We start from the raw sequence: 14991 nt of genomic DNA on the forward strand, positions 1-14991 counted from the left end.
GGATGCGTCGCCACCGGTTCCGACCACGTCAACCGCGTTCGGCGGCGCCGCGACCTTCGTCATCTTCGCACGCATCGCGCTCACCGCGCCGGTGATCTCGTCGACCGTCTCGCCGCGAACCCGCAGCGCCATAAGGAGGCCGCCCATCTGCGAGGGCGTCGCTTCGCCCGACATCATGCGGTCGAAGGCGTGTGCGGCTTCCTCGCGGGTCAGGACGGCGCCCGAGGCCGTCTTGCCGATCAATGCCTTGAAGTCGTCGGCGGCCATGATGATCCTCAATGCAAGCGACGATGCTCGCCATTCCAGGCGGCGGCAAGGTCGAGAAAGTTTTTCAGAATGAGATGGCCGTGCTCGGAGGCGATGCTTTCGGGATGGAATTGCACGCCGTGGAGGGGCAACGTCTTGTGACACAGCCCCATTACCAGTCCATCGTCGGTTTCCGCGGTGACATCGAGCGCGTCGGGAAGCGTGTTGCGTTTGACGACAAGCGAATGGTAGCGGGTCGCCTTGAACGATCCGTTGATACCCCGGAACACGCTTCGCCCATTGTGCCGGATGTCGGAGAGTTTGCCGTGGACAGGCGAGGGTGCGCGCACCACTTCACCGCCGAATGCCTGACCGATCGACTGGTGCCCGAGGCAGACGCCGAGAATCGGAATCCTGTCCTTTGCCTTCTCGATCAGATCGAGGCAGATGCCGGCCTCGTTTGGCGTGCAGGGACCGGGCGACAGAACGATCGCATCGGGCCCGGCTTCGATAGCGTCTTCGACTGTCAGCGCGTCGTTGCGCTTCACGCGCACGTCGGCGCCAAGCCCGCCCAGGTAATGGACGAGATTGAAGGTGAAGCTGTCGTAATTGTCGATCAGGAGGATCATTCGGCAATCCCGGCGCGTCGCGGGTTTAGACTAGTGGTTCCGAGGGGGTCAAGGCGAGACGGTTTCACGCCTCAAGGGAGTAAACGCGGTTTCGGGGCGAAGTGCCATCGCCCGGCATCAGCCGTCCGGGGCTCGCATCCTTGCGTGCGTCCGCGGCGAATTATTGGCCGCGTAAGGCCCGGCTCGCAAAGCGCTGCGCTTCTTCGGCGGCGCGAAACAGCGCCTTGGCCTTGTTGACGCATTCCTGCTGTTCGGATGCCGGATCACTGTCGGCGACGATACCGGCGCCAGCCTGCACATACATGGTGCCGTCCTTGATCACTGCGGTGCGCAGGACGATGCAGGTATCCATGTCGCCCGCGGCTGAGAAATAGCCGACGCAGCCGGCATAGATTCCGCGCTTCTCTTTCTCCAGTTCGTCGATGATCTGCATCGCCCGGACCTTCGGCGCGCCCGACACCGTTCCAGCGGGAAAGCCTGCGATCAGTGCGTCGAGTGCGCTGCACCCTTCGGCCAGCTCGCCTTCGACATTGGACACGATGTGCATCACCTGGCTGTAGCGCTCGATGAAGAATCGGTCGGTCACCGAAACGCTGCCGATCCTCGCGACGCGGCCGACATCGTTGCGGCCGAGATCGAGCAGCATCAGGTGCTCCGCGCGCTCCTTCGGATCGGTGAGCAGCTCGCGTTCGAGGGCGAGGTCTTCCTGCGTGTTGGCCCCGCGCGGGCGCGTTCCGGCGATCGGACGAATGGTGACGCGCCGATCGCGCACGCGCACGAGAATTTCCGGGCTCGACCCCGCAATCGAGAAACCGTCGAGATTAAGGAAATAAAGAAACGGCGCGGGGTTCACGCGCCGCAGCGCGCGATACAGCGAAAACGGCGACAGGTCGAAGGGTGTCTCGAAGCGTTGCGACAGCACGACCTGGAAGATGTCGCCGGCCGCGATGTATTGCTTGGCCCTGGCCACCATCGCCGCATATTCGGCGGGGCTCGTGTTGGAGACCGGGGCGGTGACGATGCTGGCCGCATGTTCCTCGCGCATGGCCGCCGGCAACGGCGCTTCTAGATTGTCGACGATCGCGCCGAGCCGTTCGGCCGCGTGCGCAAACGCCGCCTTCGCCGAAACGCCCCGTTCAAGGCGAACCGGCGTGACGATGGAGATCTGGTCCTTCACCGCATCGAACACGATGACGACGGTCGGCCGGATCAACAAGGCATCGGGCGCACCGAGCGGGTCCGGGTTGACGTCGGGCAGCCGCTCCATCTGCCGCACCATGTCGTAACCGAGATAGCCGAACAGTCCGGCGGCGGGTGGCGGCAAGAGATCAGGGAGGTCGATCCGGCTTTCGGCGATCAGCTTGCGGAGGGCGTCGAGAGGCGGCTCCGCGCAGGGCGTGAATGCGCCCGGCTCGTTAGGCCGTCCGATCTCGGCTTGCGCGCCACGGACGCGAAAGATCAGGTCGGGCTCGAGCGCGATGATCGAATAGCGGCCGCGCACGGCGCCGCCTTCGACCGACTCGAACAGGATGCCCATCGCACCATTGCCGGCCACCTTCAGGAAGGCGGACACTGGCGTTTCCAGATCGGCGACGAGATGCGTCCAAACGACTTGCGGCGCGCCAGTCTCGTAGCGCGCCGCAAAATCCTGCTCTGCCGGTTCGACTATCATCGCATGCGACGCATCGACCGCGTCCTGAGCTCCGCTAATTCGCGCTGCCGCCGACCACCTGATTTAGCGCCGACTCGTTGATCGTTGCGCCGAGCGAGGCTTGCAGGTTGGCGAGATATTGCGCCACCAGATCTTCGGTCAGCATGCTGGCAAGGCCGTCGCGGATGCGTTTGGCATCGGCGGAATTCGGATCGAGGGTCGGCACCGTCACGCCGGTAACGCGGAACACCACCCATTCAGTCGGGCTTGCGCCCTGCGCCGTACCGACGCCGTCCTTCGGCGTCTCGAAGACCGCATCAAGCGCGGTCGCCGGAAAGTCGCCCTGAGTACGGTCGCGGCGCAGCGCCACGATGAATTGAGGCTTCGTGCCCATCGCGGTCGCGACTTCGGAGATATTCGACGCCTTGAGTTTCTCGGCAGCCTCCTTGGCGCGCTCCTTGAGGCGCGCCGCAACCTGATCATTGCGCCAGCGTTCAATCACCCGCTCGCGCACTTCGTCGAGGGGACGCTCGCGCGAAGGCGTCGTCGAGACGACCTCGAACCAGAGATAGCCTTCACCCTTGGCGAGCTGAACCGGATCGTTCTCGGTACCGACCTCGGCATTGAAGATCGCCGAAAACAGATTGGCCGTGTCCGGCAATTGCGAGACCAGCTGGCCGTCCGGACCCCGTCCCGAGCGATCGACCGCCTCGATCGTCTGCACCTGCAAGCCGACCTTCTTGGCGAGCTCCGCCAGCGTGCCGCCGGCGCCGCGCTCGTCTTCCAGTTTGTCGTAAAGCGCACGAACCTCCTTGCGGGCGCGCTCCAGCGCGAGCTCGCGTTTCAAGTCAGCGGCGACCTCCTCGAACGGACGAACGACTTCAGGCTCAACCTTGCCGATATGAACAAGGACGAAACCGAAGCGGCCCTTGATCGGCTCGCTCGTCGTATCGGGCTTCAGTGCGAAGGCGGCATCGGCGACCGCCGGATCGAGGATCTGCGATTTCGGCACCATACCGAGATTGACCTCGCTGCCCTTGCGCTCGGGCGAAGAGGCAAATTGAGCGAAGGTCATGCCGGGTTGCCGGATCTTGTCGAGCGCAGCCCTTGCCTCCGCCTCGTCCTGAAACACGATCTGATGGACTTCGCGCCGTTCGGGCGTAACGTATTTTGCCCGGTCAGCCTCGTAGGCCTTTTTTACGTCCTCGTCGGAGACATTCATCGTGCTCGCAAGCTTCTCGGCCGATAGCGTCACGACGTCGACCTTGCGATATTCGGGCGCGCGAAACAGCTGCTTGCGCTCGTCGTAGAACTTAGCGAGCTGCTCCGGCGTTGGATCGCCGATTTCTCCGGCCTGGTCCGGGCCCAGCATCAGGTAGTCGACCGCACGCGTCTCATTGGCGAAGCGGTTTTGCGCGTCGACGGCAATATCCGGCGCCTTCAACTCGCCGGTCAGGCTGCGAATGATCTCCTGCTGGAGCATCTGCCGGCGGCGTTCGGCGACAAAACGCGCCTCGGTGTATCCGAGCTCGCGCAGGATCGCGAGAAAGCGGTTGTGATCGAATTGTCCGGTGATGCCGCGAAAGGACGGGTCGTTGCGAATACGCTGAGCGACAATATCGTTCGGAACATTCAAGCCGAGCTGGCGGATATTCTCGTCCAGAGCCGCTTCCGCAATCATCTGGCCGAGCAATTGCCGATGCAGGCCGAGCGCCCGCGCCTGGTCGGCCGGGATCGGCTTGCCGACCTGACGGATCAGCCGCTGCATCTGCTCGTTGTAGGACTGGCGAAAACGCTCGACGCCAATCTCGGTCGATCCCACCTTGGCGACGGTCGAGGCCCCGAAGCCGCGGAAAATGTCGCCGATGCCCCAGATTGCGAATGAGATCGCGATAAGGCCAAGGACAATTCCGGTGATCAGGCGGCCGAGCCAGTTGCGGGTCGCGTTTTGAATTCCACGCAGCATGCGAGCTTAACGTCTTTCGTCGTCGGCGATGAAATGGAAAGGCCGCGCATCATAGAGATCGCGGTGTGACGCTGCAACACGCTGACAAGTCAAAGGAAAGCGCTGGCACCGTGCGGCGGCGTCTGATAGCCGATGGCCTCTGAATGTCCAAGAGCGAGGAAGGGGAGCCATGGCGCAGGATCCGCGTCCGCTGGTCGCAGGCAACTGGAAGATGAACGGCCTGGCCGCCTCGGTCGCCGAACTTGAGGCGATCATGGCGGGCGTTGCGGAAAAGGCGCCGGCGGCGGACCTGATGATCTGTCCGCCGGCAACGCTGATTTCGCTGTTCGCCAAGACCGCGGCCGGCTCCGGAATTGCGATCGGCGCGCAGGATTGTCATGCGGAGGTCTCTGGCGCGTTCACCGGCGACCTCTCGGCGGAGATGCTGAAGGATGCGGGCGCAAGTGCGGTCATCGTCGGGCATTCCGAGCGCCGCACCCTGCACGGCGAAAGTGACGAGATGGTCCGCGCCAAGGCGATCGCCGCGCGCCGTGCGGGCCTCACCGCGATCCTGTGCGTTGGCGAAACCCGCGAGGAGCGCGAGGCGAATGCCACAATCGCTCGTATTCACCGGCAGTTGGACGGCTCTCTTCCCGACACATTGGATGGACTTGTCATCGCCTATGAGCCGGTCTGGGCCATCGGGACGGGCCTGACGCCGACCCCCGAGGACGTTGCCAAGGTCCACGAAATGATCCGCAACTATCTGATATCGAAGGACAAAAGCGCCGGTCCCGCGATCCGCATCCTTTATGGCGGCTCGGTCAAGCCGCAGAATGCCAGGGAGCTTATGGCGGTGCGCAACGTCAACGGTGCCCTGGTCGGGGGCGCCAGCCTCAAGGCGGCCGATTTCCTCGGTATTGCGGCCGCTTACGCCTGATCCGCAAGCCCCGCGCGAGGGTGGAATTGTCGGACGGGATCGTGTACAGACGCGCCCGCAATCCTATATGTGAGCGCGACGAAAGCCGCCCTGCCGGGGCGAAGTCAGGAATTTGACGCATGCAGACCGTGATCATCGTCATTCATCTGCTCATCGTTCTGACGATGATCGGCCTTGTTCTGCTGCAGCGCTCGGAAGGCGGCGGGCTCGGCATGGGTGGCGGCGGCGGGTTCATGTCCGCGCGCGGCACGGCCAATCTCCTGAGCCGCTCCACGGCCTACCTTGCGGCGGCGTTCTTTGCGACCAGCCTGCTGCTGTCATGGATGGCCGGCTACAATCGCGCACCGACCTCGATCATCAATACGGGCGCGCCGGCGGGCCCCTCGGTTCCGGCGCCGGGCGGAGCGGTTCCGCCGCTCGGCTCAGGCTCGGGCGGCGTTCTCGATCAATTGCAGCGTCCGGCCCAGCCGCCGGCGGCGCCTGCGGGACCCCAGGTTCCGCAGTCGCAATAACCCTCACATCAAGGGCCGGGAAACCGGCCCTTCGAATTTGCGAGGCAGTTATCCCAAACTAGAGGGGCTTATCCCCTCGTCGAATCGAATCAGGCGGACTAGAGGTTGAGCCCCATGGCGCGGTACGTTTTCATCACCGGCGGCGTGGTGTCCTCACTGGGCAAGGGCCTTGCTTCGGCTGCGCTCGGCGCGCTCCTTCAGGCGCGCGGCTACAAGGTCCGGCTGCGCAAGCTCGATCCCTACCTCAATGTCGATCCAGGCACGATGTCGCCGTATCAGCACGGCGAGGTCTTCGTCACCGACGATGGCGCGGAGACCGATCTCGACCTTGGCCATTACGAGCGCTTTACCGGCCGTCCCGCCAACAGGCAGGACAACATCACGACCGGCCGCATCTACCAGGACATCATCGCCAAGGAGCGTCGCGGCGATTATCTCGGCGCCACTGTCCAGGTGGTCCCGCATGTCACCAATGCGATCAAGGATTTCATCAAGGACGGCAACGAGGGCTATGACTTCGTGCTGTGCGAGATCGGCGGCACGGTCGGCGACATCGAAGGCTTGCCGTTCTTCGAGGCGATCCGCCAACTCGGCAACGAATTGCCGCGCGGCGATGCGCTCTACATTCATCTGACGCTGTTGCCATTCATTCCGAGCGCCGGCGAACTGAAGACGAAGCCGACCCAGCACTCGGTGAAGGAGCTGCGCTCGATCGGCATCCAGCCGGACATCCTGCTCTGCCGCACCGATCGTCCGATCCCGCCGGAAGAACGCAGAAAGCTCGCGCTGTTCTGCAACGTGCGAGAGAGCGCGGTGATCGAGGCGCGCGACGTTGACAATATCTATGCAGTGCCGGAAGCCTATCACGCCGCCGGTCTCGATACCGAATTGCTGGCGGCATTCGGAATGGACCGAAAGCCCGAACCGGACATGAAGCGCTGGCGCTCGATCAACGAACGCATCCGCAATCCGGAAGGGCAGGTGACGATCGCCGTCGTCGGCAAATATACCGGGCTCAAGGATGCCTATAAGTCGCTGATCGAAGCGTTGTCACATGGCGGCATCGCCAACACCGTGAAGGTCAATCTCGACTGGATCGAGTCCGAGGTGTTCGAACACGAGGACCCGACACCGTTCCTCGAACACGTCAACGGCATCCTGGTGCCGGGCGGCTTCGGCCAGCGCGGCACGGAGGGCAAGATCAGGGCGGCGCAATTCGCCCGCGAACGCGCGGTGCCGTATTTCGGAATCTGCTTCGGCATGCAGATGGCGGTGATCGAAGCGGCGCGCAATCTGTGCGGCATCGAGAATGCCAATTCGACCGAGTTCGGTCCGACATCGGAGCCTGTCGTGGGCCTGATGACGGAATGGCTGAAGGGCAACGAGTTGCAGCAGCGCGCCGCGGGCGGCGATCTCGGCGGCACGATGCGGCTCGGCGCTTATCCCGCGACGCTCGCGCGCGGCAGCCGCGTCGCCGAGATCTACGGCACCACGGAGATTTCAGAGCGCCACCGGCATCGCTACGAGGTCAACACCGCCTACAAGAACCGGCTGGAGCAGCACGGCATGCGCTTCTCCGGCATGTCGCCGGACGGCATCCTGCCGGAGATCGTCGAGTATCAGGATCACCCCTGGTTCGTCGGCGTGCAGTTTCACCCGGAGCTGAAGTCACGTCCGTTCGAGCCGCACCCGCTGTTTGCGTCATTCATCGGCGCTGCGGTGGAGCAGAGCCGTCTGGTGTGATGTGAATTGCCGGATGAAGTGTCTGTATCTCGCATTCGCGCTGCTTGCCTTCGCAATTGGTACGGGTCACGCCGCCGACCAAACCCTGAAACTTGTCGTCGGACAGCCTGCGACCATTGAACTCGAAGAAAATCCGTCCACCGGCTACAGCTGGACGATTGACGCACAGGCGAGTTCTAATCTCGCCAACTTGCGCATCGACGACCTGGGCTTCTCGCACAATGCGGACGGCAAGCGGCTTGTCGGCGCGCCCGGCCTGCATCGCTGGAGCGTGCAGGCGACGAAACCGGGTAACGCCAGGGTCGTTTTTGTCTACCGCAGACCCTGGGAAACATCCGTCGCACGCCGCCACGAGGTCGAGGTCGAAGCGACCGCGCAATGAGGCCTGCGCGACAGCCGGCAGCGCGCTGCCCCATACCGCTTCGACGCTGAGGACCGCTCGCACCAGCCAGCGTCCCGTCGCTGGTTTTCCGCTTATCGAAGGCGTGGCTGCAGACACAAAAGAATGCCGTCGGCGGTCTCTTCCGTCAGGCAACGGCGGAGACACCAGGCGGCGAAGCTCCGGTGGGTTCGGGCATAAATCCGGAAGACAACCCCTGTCCAACGCTACGCTCCAACTGATGGGACGGCATTTCTGATCTAGGATCAATGCGGGCCGGGCCTCGCGGCTGTGCGAATCCTGGCCTATAGGGCGGGGACCACCGCGGATGGCCCTTGGCACCGACCTGTTCGCTATCATTGCCTGCTCGAAGTTCCGGATGATCGCTCAAACCATGGCACGAGGCCTCGACCACATCGTTCACGCGGTCCGCGATCTGGACGCCGGCGCCGACCTCTACCGGCGGCTTGGCTTCACCGTGGGCGCGCGCAACCGCCACCCCTGGGGCACGCACAACCACATCGTCCAGTTGCCTGGCTTCTTCGTGGAAGTACTGACCATGGCCGAGCCGGAGAAACTCGGCGACGACGGCATCTCCAAGCTGTTCGGCGACTACAACCGGCGTTTCCTCGAAGCGGGCGAGGGCTTCTCGCTGCTCATTCTCGAAAGCCATGATGCGCAGGCGGATGCGCGCGCGTTCGATGCGGCGAAGATCGCAGCGTCCGACGTCGTCCGGTTTGAGCGCGAGGGCAAACGGCCGGATGGCTCGCCGGTCAAGGTCGCGTTCTCGCTCGCCTTTGCGCGTGATGCATTGTCGCCCGCGCATCATTTCGCGGTCTGCCAGCAGCATTACCCGGAGAATTTCTGGAACCCGGCCTATCAGCGTCACGCCAATGCCGTGATGGGTGTCGGCGGCGTGGTGATGGTCGCGGACAATCCAAGCGACCATCATATCTTCCTCTCGGCCTTTGTCGGTGAGCGTGAATTGCAATCGTCGTCGGCCGGGATCACGGTGGCGACACCGCGCGGAGACGTCCAGGTCATGGCGCCGACGGCCTACCGGGATCATTTCGGCATCGACTCGCCGGACATCGCGACAGGGGGACGGCTGGCGGCGTTGCGGCTCGTTTCGTCAGACCTCACGGCCACGGAAGCTTCGCTCACCTCCGGCGGATTCTCGCCCGTCCACCGCATGGGCCGGATCGTGGTTCCGTCTGAGCAGGCGTTCGGCGCGGCCCTCGTATTCGAAGCGGCGCATTGATTCTGCGGCGCACCGGGAGCATGGTCCCGCGCAAATGGATAAGCCCCTGATCCCGAACCCGGTTGTCGATGTCGGTTCTGCGCGCTTCGGCAATGACCTGCCGCTCGCGCTGATCGCAGGTCCCTGCCAGCTCGAAAGCCGCGCCCATGCACTGGAAATGGCGTCGGCCCTCAAAGAGATGGCGCAACGGGTCGGTATTGGCCTCGTCTACAAGACCTCCTTCGACAAGGCGAACCGGACCAGCGGAAAGAGTGCGCGCGGGCTTGGGCTCGAGGCAGCACTCCCGATCTTCGCGGAAATCCGCTCCTCGCTTGGCTTGCCGGTGCTGACCGATGTGCACGAGATCGACCAATGCGCGGTCGCGGCGGAAGCGGTCGATGTCTTGCAGATCCCCGCATTCCTGTGCCGGCAGACCGACCTGTTGATCGCGGCGGCGAAGACCGGGCGCGCGGTCAACGTCAAGAAAGGACAGTTCTTGGCGCCCTGGGACATGAAGAACGTGGTCGCCAAGATCACCGACGCCGGCAATCCGCGCGTCCTCGTCACCGAGCGCGGGGTGTCGTTCGGCTACAACACGCTCGTATCCGACATGCGGGCGCTGCCTGAACTGGCGAGGACCGGCGCGCCGGTGATCTTCGACGCCACGCATTCGGTGCAGCAGCCGGGCGGGCAGGGCAGTGCGTCCGGCGGACAGCGCGAATATGTGCCGGTGCTGGCGCGCGCCGCGGTCGCGGTCGGTGTGGCCGGGGTGTTCATCGAGACGCATCAGGATCCGGATCGCGCGCCGTCGGACGGGCCGAACATGATCGCGCTGGCCGATCTCGAGCCGCTGCTCAAGACCCTGATTGCTTTCGATCGCCTTGCGAAGCACTGATTGCATTTGCATCGGCGTGCCGGTGCAGGCGAAACGGCCATGAATCGCGAACTCGCCATCATCGCACTGATCGTTTTCATCACCTCGCTGTTCACGCGGTCGGTCGACCCCGTGGTGCCGCTGATCGCGGATGGATTGGCAGTCCAGGTCGGGACCGTGGCGCTGTTGTCGACCGCTTTCGCGCTGCCCTATGCGCTGGTCCAGCCGGTGCTCGGCGCGCTCGGTGACATGATGAGCAAGACCCGGCTGATGACCGTGAGCCTGATCATCCTCGTGTTGTCGGCCGCGGTCAGCGCGACCGCACCGAACTTCACCGTGCTGATGCTGTCGCGGATCGCCGCCGGCATCGCATCGGGCGGGATTTTTCCGATCTCGCTTGCGACCGCGGGCGACCGCGTTCCGGTCGCGCAGCGTCAGGTCGCAATCGGCCGTCTCCTCGCCGCGACGATGACCGGCAATCTCCTCGGCGCCTCGCTCGCCGGCGTTGTCGGCGATCTCGCCGGCTGGCGCGCGGTCTTCATCGTGACGGGAACGCTGGGACTGATCGTGACCATCACGGCGCTCCTCGGCTTTCGCAAATTGCCGCGCGAGCAGCCCGCCGGATTCAATCTCGCCACCATCGGGCCGAACTACCGCGCCATCTTTTCCAATCCCAACGCGAAAATCTGTTTCGGCGCGGTGTTCATCGAGTCGCTCTTCGTGTTCGGGATCTTTCCCTACATGGCGGCGTTCCTTGCCGAGGCCGGAGAAACGAGGTCGTCCATCGCTGGCATCGTGCTCGCCGGGTTCGGCATCGGCGCGGTCATCTATACGCTGATGGTGCGCATGCTTCTCAGCGCGCTCGGCGAAAGGCGGTTGATGCTGGGGGGCGGGCTGATCATGTCGGCCTTTCTGCTCATCCTTACGTTGCGGCTGCCATGGCCGCTCGAATTCGCCAATTTCGCGTTATTGGGATTCGGCTTCTACTGGCTGCATGGTTCGATTCAGGTGTTCGCGACCGAGCTCGCGCCGCAGGCTCGCGGCTCGGCAATGGCGATGCATTCGATGTCGTTCTTCCTCGGGCAGGCGGCCGGCCCGGTCATCTATGGCGCGGGCTTTGCCATGGTCGGCAAGACGCCGCTGCTGATCGCGGCTGCCATCATTATCGGCGTGGTCGGCTATGTCTGCTCGCGCGAGCTCAAGCGCGCCACGTGACCCAAGAGGTCTAGCCGCGCCCGCGATAGGGCGAGACGCCTTGCTCGGGCACCCAGACGCCCTTCGGCAGCTTGCCGACCTGCCAGAAGACGTCGATCGGCATGCCGCCGCGCGGATACCAATAGCCGCCGATCCGCAGCCACCGCGGTTTCAGCAAGCTGTTGAGGCGCTTGCCGATCGCGACGGTGCAATCCTCGTGGAAGGCGCCGTGGTTTCGAAACGAGTTCAGGTAGAGCTTGAGCGACTTCGACTCGACCAGGAACCGGTTCGGAACATAGTCGATCACGAAATGGGCAAAGTCCGGCTGGCCGGTGATCGGGCAGACCGCGGTGAATTCGGGCATGGTGAAGCGCGCCACGTAATCCGTGTCCGGATGCGGATTGGGAACGCGGTCAAGCTGCGCCTTGTCGGGGGATTCCGGCACGCCGGCCGGGCGCCCCAGCTGGAGCGTCGGTTTGATCTTTCGAGCCATGGCCGTTGCTCTAGCGCGCGTTGTTCGACCGCGCCAGCGCCTGATGCGATATCCGATCGCCGGTCAAGGGGACCCGGCAAGGCCCGGCCCGGCTCACTTGCGCGTGCGCGTCCATCCTGTACAAGCAGCGCCGACGTTCCACCAAAGCCGGACCTTCCATGACTGCCATCGTCAATATTGTCGGCCGCGAAATTCTCGACAGCCGCGGCAATCCGACCGTCGAAGTGGATGTGCTGCTCGAGGACGGCTCGCTCGGCCGCGCCGCGGTGCCGTCCGGCGCCTCGACCGGGGCGCATGAGGCGGTCGAACTGCGTGACGGCGACAAGGCCCGCTATCTCGGCAAGGGCGTGCGCAAGGCGGTCGACGCGGTGGAGGGCGAGATCTTCGATGCGATCGGCGGCATGGATGCCGAAGACCAGGTGCTGATCGACGAGACCATGATCAAGCTCGACGGCACCCCGAACAAGGGACGGCTCGGCGCCAACGCGCTGCTCGGCGTGTCGCTCGCGGTCGCCAAGGCGGCGGCCAGCGCCAGCGGCCTGCCGCTGTACCGCTATGTTGGCGGCACCTCGGCCCGCACGCTGCCGGTCCCGATGATGAACATCGTCAATGGCGGCGCGCATGCCGACAACCCGATCGACTTCCAGGAATTCATGGTGATGCCGGTTGGCGCATCCTCCTTCGCCGAAGCGCTGCGGATGGGGGCGGAGATTTTCCACACCCTGAAGTCCGCGCTGAAGGCCGCCGGACACAACACCAATGTCGGCGACGAGGGCGGCTTCGCCCCGAATCTTCCTAGCGCGGAGGGTGCTCTCGATTTCGTCATGCAGGCCATCACCAAGGCCGGCTTCAAGCCGGGCGACGATGTGCTGCTCGCACTCGACTGCGCCTCGACCGAATTCTTCAAGAACGGCGTCTATGACTACGAAGGCGAGGGCAAGAAGCGCAGCGTGCAGCAGCAGGTCGATTATCTTGCGCAGCTGGTTTCGAGTTATCCGATCGCCTCGATCGAAGACGGCATGGCCGAGGACGATTTCGAGGGCTGGAAGCTCCTGACCAAGACCATCGGCGGCAAGTGCCAGCTCGTTGGCGACGATCTGTTCGTCACCAACGTGAAGCGTCTCGCCGAAGGCATCAAGACGGGCATGGGCAATTCAATCCTCGTCAAGGTCAACCAGATCGGCACGCTCACCGAAACACTCGCGGCGGTCGAGATGGCGCACAAGGCGGCCTATACTGCGGTGATGTCGCATCGCTCCGGTGAGACGGAAGACTCCACGATTGCCGATCTCGCGGTCGCGACCAATTGCGGTCAGATCAAGACCGGTTCGCTCGCACGTTCGGATCGCACCGCGAAGTATAATCAGCTCCTGCGCATCGAGCAGGAGCTCGGCACCCAGGCGATCTATCCGGGACGGAGCGCGCTGAAGGCTTAAGTTCGCGTCGCGCAAGATGAGTCCGTTAAGCTCGCCTTAACAGGGCGAGCGCATGTTGCCGCAATGGTCTCGCGCAGACGCTTACGTGGATTCCTGACGGCGCTCGCCCTCTACCTGGTCGCCGGCGCGCTGATCGGCTATTTCGGCATGCACGCCTTCAGCGGCCAGCGCGGATTGCGTGCCAAGCACGAGATCGAACAGCAGATGGTCGAACTGACCGCCGAGCTGGAGCGGCTCAAGGCTGAGCGTGCGCAATGGGACCGGAAGGTGGCCCTGCTGCGGTCCGAGACGATCGATCCGGACATGCTGGACGAGCAGGCGCGGCTCTTGCTGAACTTCGCGCACCCCAACGACGTCGTGATGATGGTCAAGCACCGGTAACGCCCGGGCGAGCCGAAATTTCCCGTTTCACCTCAGTCATTTCGCCGCAAACGCGCATTGCGGATAGCGCATAGCGAAGCTTTAATCCGCTGGCGATTTCGGCTAAGTGATGCCGGCATTCCCCGACGATTGATGCAGGGAGCGCCAGAGGATTTCTGATGGCCGTAGCCAAGAAGACAACAGCGCCCGCCGAGACCGCGCCCGCCCGCGCCGAATTCAGCAAGGAGCAGGAGTTCAGGGCCTACCGGGACATGCTTCTGATCCGCCGATTCGAGGAGAAAGCCGGCCAGATGTATGGCATGGGCCTGATTGGCGGCTTCTGCCATCTCTATATCGGACAGGAAGCGGTCGTCGTCGGCATGCAGATGGCGCTGAAGGAGGGCGATCAGGTCATCACCGGCTACCGCGACCACGGTCATATGCTGGCCTGCGGGATGGACGCCAAGGGCGTAATGGCCGAACTGACCGGACGTCGCGGGGGCTATTCCAAGGGCAAGGGCGGCTCCATGCACATGTTCTCCGTGGACAAGGGCTTCTACGGCGGGCACGGCATCGTCGGCGCGCAGGTGTCGCTCGGCACGGGTCTGGCTTTCGCCAACCGCTACCGGGAAAACGACAACGTCTGCCTGACCTATTTCGGCGATGGCGCCGCCAACCAGGGTCAGGTCTATGAGAGCTTCAACATGGCGGAACTCTGGAAGCTCCCCGTGGTCTACATCATCGAAAACAACCGCTACGCCATGGGCACGGCGGTGCATCGGTCGTCCGCTCAGCAAGATTTCTCGAAGCGCGGCGCATCCTTCAACATTCCAGGCGAACAGGTCGACGGAATGGACGTTCGCGCAGTCAAGGCCGCCGGCGACAAGGCGGTGGCGTGGTGCCGCGAGGGCAAGGGTCCCTATATCCTCGAGATGCAGACTTATCGGTATCGCGGTCACTCGATGTCGGACCCGGCGAAATACCGGACTCGCGACGAGGTCGAGAAGGTGCGTTCCGAGCAGGATCCCATCGAACAGGTGCGTCAGCGCCTGCTGAAGAACAAATGGGCGAGCGAGGACGAACTGAAGAAGATCGACGCCGAAGTCCGCGCCGTGGTCAACGAGTCGGCTGAGTTCGCGACCGTCGATCCCGAGCCCGATCCGTCAGAACTCTACACCGACGTCCTTCGCTAGATTTCTCGTGTTGCGCTTGCCCGAATAGAGAGCGTCCATGCCGATTGAAGTTTTGATGCCCGCGCTCTCGCCGACGATGGAGAAGGGCAACCTTGCCAAGTGGCTGAAGCGGGAAGGCGACGCGGTCAAGTCCGGCGATGTCATCGCCGAGATCGA

General features: G+C 63.8%; 15 protein-coding genes and 1 pseudogene. 11 read left to right on the forward strand and 5 right to left on the reverse strand.

Annotation, left to right across the window (positions count from 1 at the left end):
- The 4 genes and pseudogenes from VN004_RS00695 to VN004_RS00710 form a co-directional block, all read right to left on the reverse strand.
- Positions 1–267 (reverse strand): annotated as a pseudogene (locus tag VN004_RS00695) (anthranilate phosphoribosyltransferase); the annotation flags it as partial.
- An 8-nt stretch (positions 268–275) separates the two neighbouring features.
- Complete coding sequence (locus tag VN004_RS00700; protein WP_325606185.1) at positions 276–875, reverse strand: aminodeoxychorismate/anthranilate synthase component II; 600 nt, start codon at positions 873–875, stop codon at positions 276–278.
- Positions 876–1035: 160 nt separating this feature from the next.
- Complete coding sequence (trpE, locus tag VN004_RS00705) at positions 1036–2547, reverse strand: anthranilate synthase component I (protein ID WP_325606186.1); 1512 nt, start codon at positions 2545–2547, stop codon at positions 1036–1038.
- A gap of 34 nt (positions 2548–2581) precedes the next feature.
- Positions 2582–4492 carry a peptidyl-prolyl cis-trans isomerase gene (locus VN004_RS00710; RefSeq protein ID WP_325606187.1) on the reverse strand — a complete coding sequence of 637 codons (1911 nt, stop codon included), beginning with the start codon at positions 4490–4492 and terminating at the stop codon, positions 2582–2584.
- Between the two features lie 169 nt (positions 4493–4661).
- Here VN004_RS00710 and tpiA point away from each other — a divergent pair, with 169 nt between their 5' ends.
- The 7 genes from tpiA to VN004_RS00745 all read left to right on the forward strand — a co-directional run bounded on the left by tpiA (position 4662) and on the right by VN004_RS00745 (position 11374).
- Positions 4662–5411 (forward strand): triose-phosphate isomerase, encoded by a 750-nt coding sequence (gene tpiA / locus VN004_RS00715; RefSeq protein WP_325606188.1) that lies wholly within the window; start codon positions 4662–4664, stop codon positions 5409–5411.
- Positions 5412–5530: 119 nt separating this feature from the next.
- On the forward strand, positions 5531–5923 hold the full coding sequence (gene secG / locus VN004_RS00720) for a preprotein translocase subunit SecG (RefSeq protein WP_325606189.1): 393 nt from the start codon (positions 5531–5533) through the stop codon (positions 5921–5923).
- 114 nt (positions 5924–6037) lie between these two features.
- Positions 6038–7666 (forward strand): CTP synthase, encoded by a 1629-nt coding sequence (locus tag VN004_RS00725; protein WP_325606190.1) that lies wholly within the window; start codon positions 6038–6040, stop codon positions 7664–7666.
- Positions 7667–7679: 13 nt separating this feature from the next.
- Entirely contained in the window at positions 7680–8048 is a 369-nt protein-coding gene (locus VN004_RS00730) for a protease inhibitor I42 family protein (protein WP_325606191.1), read from the forward strand.
- 325 nt (positions 8049–8373) lie between these two features.
- Positions 8374–9306: a VOC family protein gene (locus tag VN004_RS00735; RefSeq protein ID WP_325606192.1), complete on the forward strand. Its 933-nt coding sequence runs from the start codon at positions 8374–8376 to the stop codon at positions 9304–9306.
- A 34-nt stretch (positions 9307–9340) separates the two neighbouring features.
- Positions 9341–10180: a 3-deoxy-8-phosphooctulonate synthase gene (gene kdsA / locus VN004_RS00740; RefSeq protein WP_325606193.1), complete on the forward strand. Its 840-nt coding sequence runs from the start codon at positions 9341–9343 to the stop codon at positions 10178–10180.
- Between the two features lie 39 nt (positions 10181–10219).
- Positions 10220–11374 carry an MFS transporter gene (locus VN004_RS00745; RefSeq protein WP_325606194.1) on the forward strand — a complete coding sequence of 385 codons (1155 nt, stop codon included), beginning with the start codon at positions 10220–10222 and terminating at the stop codon, positions 11372–11374.
- A 10-nt stretch (positions 11375–11384) separates the two neighbouring features.
- Here VN004_RS00745 and queF read toward each other — a convergent pair whose 3' ends face one another.
- Entirely contained in the window at positions 11385–11846 is a 462-nt protein-coding gene (queF, locus tag VN004_RS00750) for a preQ(1) synthase (RefSeq protein WP_325606195.1), read from the reverse strand.
- A gap of 158 nt (positions 11847–12004) precedes the next feature.
- Here queF and eno point away from each other — a divergent pair, with 158 nt between their 5' ends.
- The 4 genes from eno to VN004_RS00770 all read left to right on the forward strand — a co-directional run.
- A complete protein-coding gene (gene eno / locus VN004_RS00755) occupies positions 12005–13282 on the forward strand; it encodes a phosphopyruvate hydratase (protein ID WP_325606196.1) in 1278 nt (425 codons plus the stop codon).
- A gap of 63 nt (positions 13283–13345) precedes the next feature.
- Positions 13346–13663: an FtsB family cell division protein gene (locus VN004_RS00760; RefSeq protein ID WP_325606197.1), complete on the forward strand. Its 318-nt coding sequence runs from the start codon at positions 13346–13348 to the stop codon at positions 13661–13663.
- A 158-nt stretch (positions 13664–13821) separates the two neighbouring features.
- Positions 13822–14835 carry a pyruvate dehydrogenase (acetyl-transferring) E1 component subunit alpha gene (gene pdhA, locus VN004_RS00765; protein WP_325606198.1) on the forward strand — a complete coding sequence of 338 codons (1014 nt, stop codon included), beginning with the start codon at positions 13822–13824 and terminating at the stop codon, positions 14833–14835.
- A 37-nt stretch (positions 14836–14872) separates the two neighbouring features.
- Positions 14873–14991: biotin/lipoyl-containing protein (locus VN004_RS00770; RefSeq protein WP_325606199.1), on the forward strand; the 119-nt coding region annotated here is incomplete at its 3' end.

The sequence above is a fragment of the Pseudorhodoplanes sp. genome, from assembly GCF_035565855.1.
Taxonomy (GTDB): Bacteria; Pseudomonadota; Alphaproteobacteria; order Rhizobiales; family Xanthobacteraceae; genus Pseudorhodoplanes.

Excerpts from the sequence above, each read along its gene's own strand:
- VN004_RS00700 (WP_325606185.1), bottom strand. The coding sequence starts at position 875 with ATGATCCTCCTGATCGACAATTACGACAGCTTCACCTTCAATCTCGTC.
- trpE (WP_325606186.1), bottom strand. The coding sequence starts at position 2,547 with ATGATAGTCGAACCGGCAGAGCAGGATTTTGCGGCGCGCTACGAGACT.
- VN004_RS00710 (WP_325606187.1), bottom strand. The coding sequence starts at position 4,492 with ATGCTGCGTGGAATTCAAAACGCGACCCGCAACTGGCTCGGCCGCCTG.
- tpiA (WP_325606188.1), top strand. The coding sequence starts at position 4,662 with ATGGCGCAGGATCCGCGTCCGCTGGTCGCAGGCAACTGGAAGATGAAC.
- secG (WP_325606189.1), top strand. The coding sequence starts at position 5,531 with ATGCAGACCGTGATCATCGTCATTCATCTGCTCATCGTTCTGACGATG.
- VN004_RS00725 (WP_325606190.1), top strand. The coding sequence starts at position 6,038 with ATGGCGCGGTACGTTTTCATCACCGGCGGCGTGGTGTCCTCACTGGGC.
- VN004_RS00730 (WP_325606191.1), top strand. The coding sequence starts at position 7,680 with ATGAAGTGTCTGTATCTCGCATTCGCGCTGCTTGCCTTCGCAATTGGT.
- VN004_RS00735 (WP_325606192.1), top strand. The coding sequence starts at position 8,374 with ATGGCCCTTGGCACCGACCTGTTCGCTATCATTGCCTGCTCGAAGTTC.
- kdsA (WP_325606193.1), top strand. The coding sequence starts at position 9,341 with ATGGATAAGCCCCTGATCCCGAACCCGGTTGTCGATGTCGGTTCTGCG.
- VN004_RS00745 (WP_325606194.1), top strand. The coding sequence starts at position 10,220 with ATGAATCGCGAACTCGCCATCATCGCACTGATCGTTTTCATCACCTCG.
- queF (WP_325606195.1), bottom strand. The coding sequence starts at position 11,846 with ATGGCTCGAAAGATCAAACCGACGCTCCAGCTGGGGCGCCCGGCCGGC.
- eno (WP_325606196.1), top strand. The coding sequence starts at position 12,005 with ATGACTGCCATCGTCAATATTGTCGGCCGCGAAATTCTCGACAGCCGC.
- VN004_RS00760 (WP_325606197.1), top strand. The coding sequence starts at position 13,346 with ATGGTCTCGCGCAGACGCTTACGTGGATTCCTGACGGCGCTCGCCCTC.
- pdhA (WP_325606198.1), top strand. The coding sequence starts at position 13,822 with ATGGCCGTAGCCAAGAAGACAACAGCGCCCGCCGAGACCGCGCCCGCC.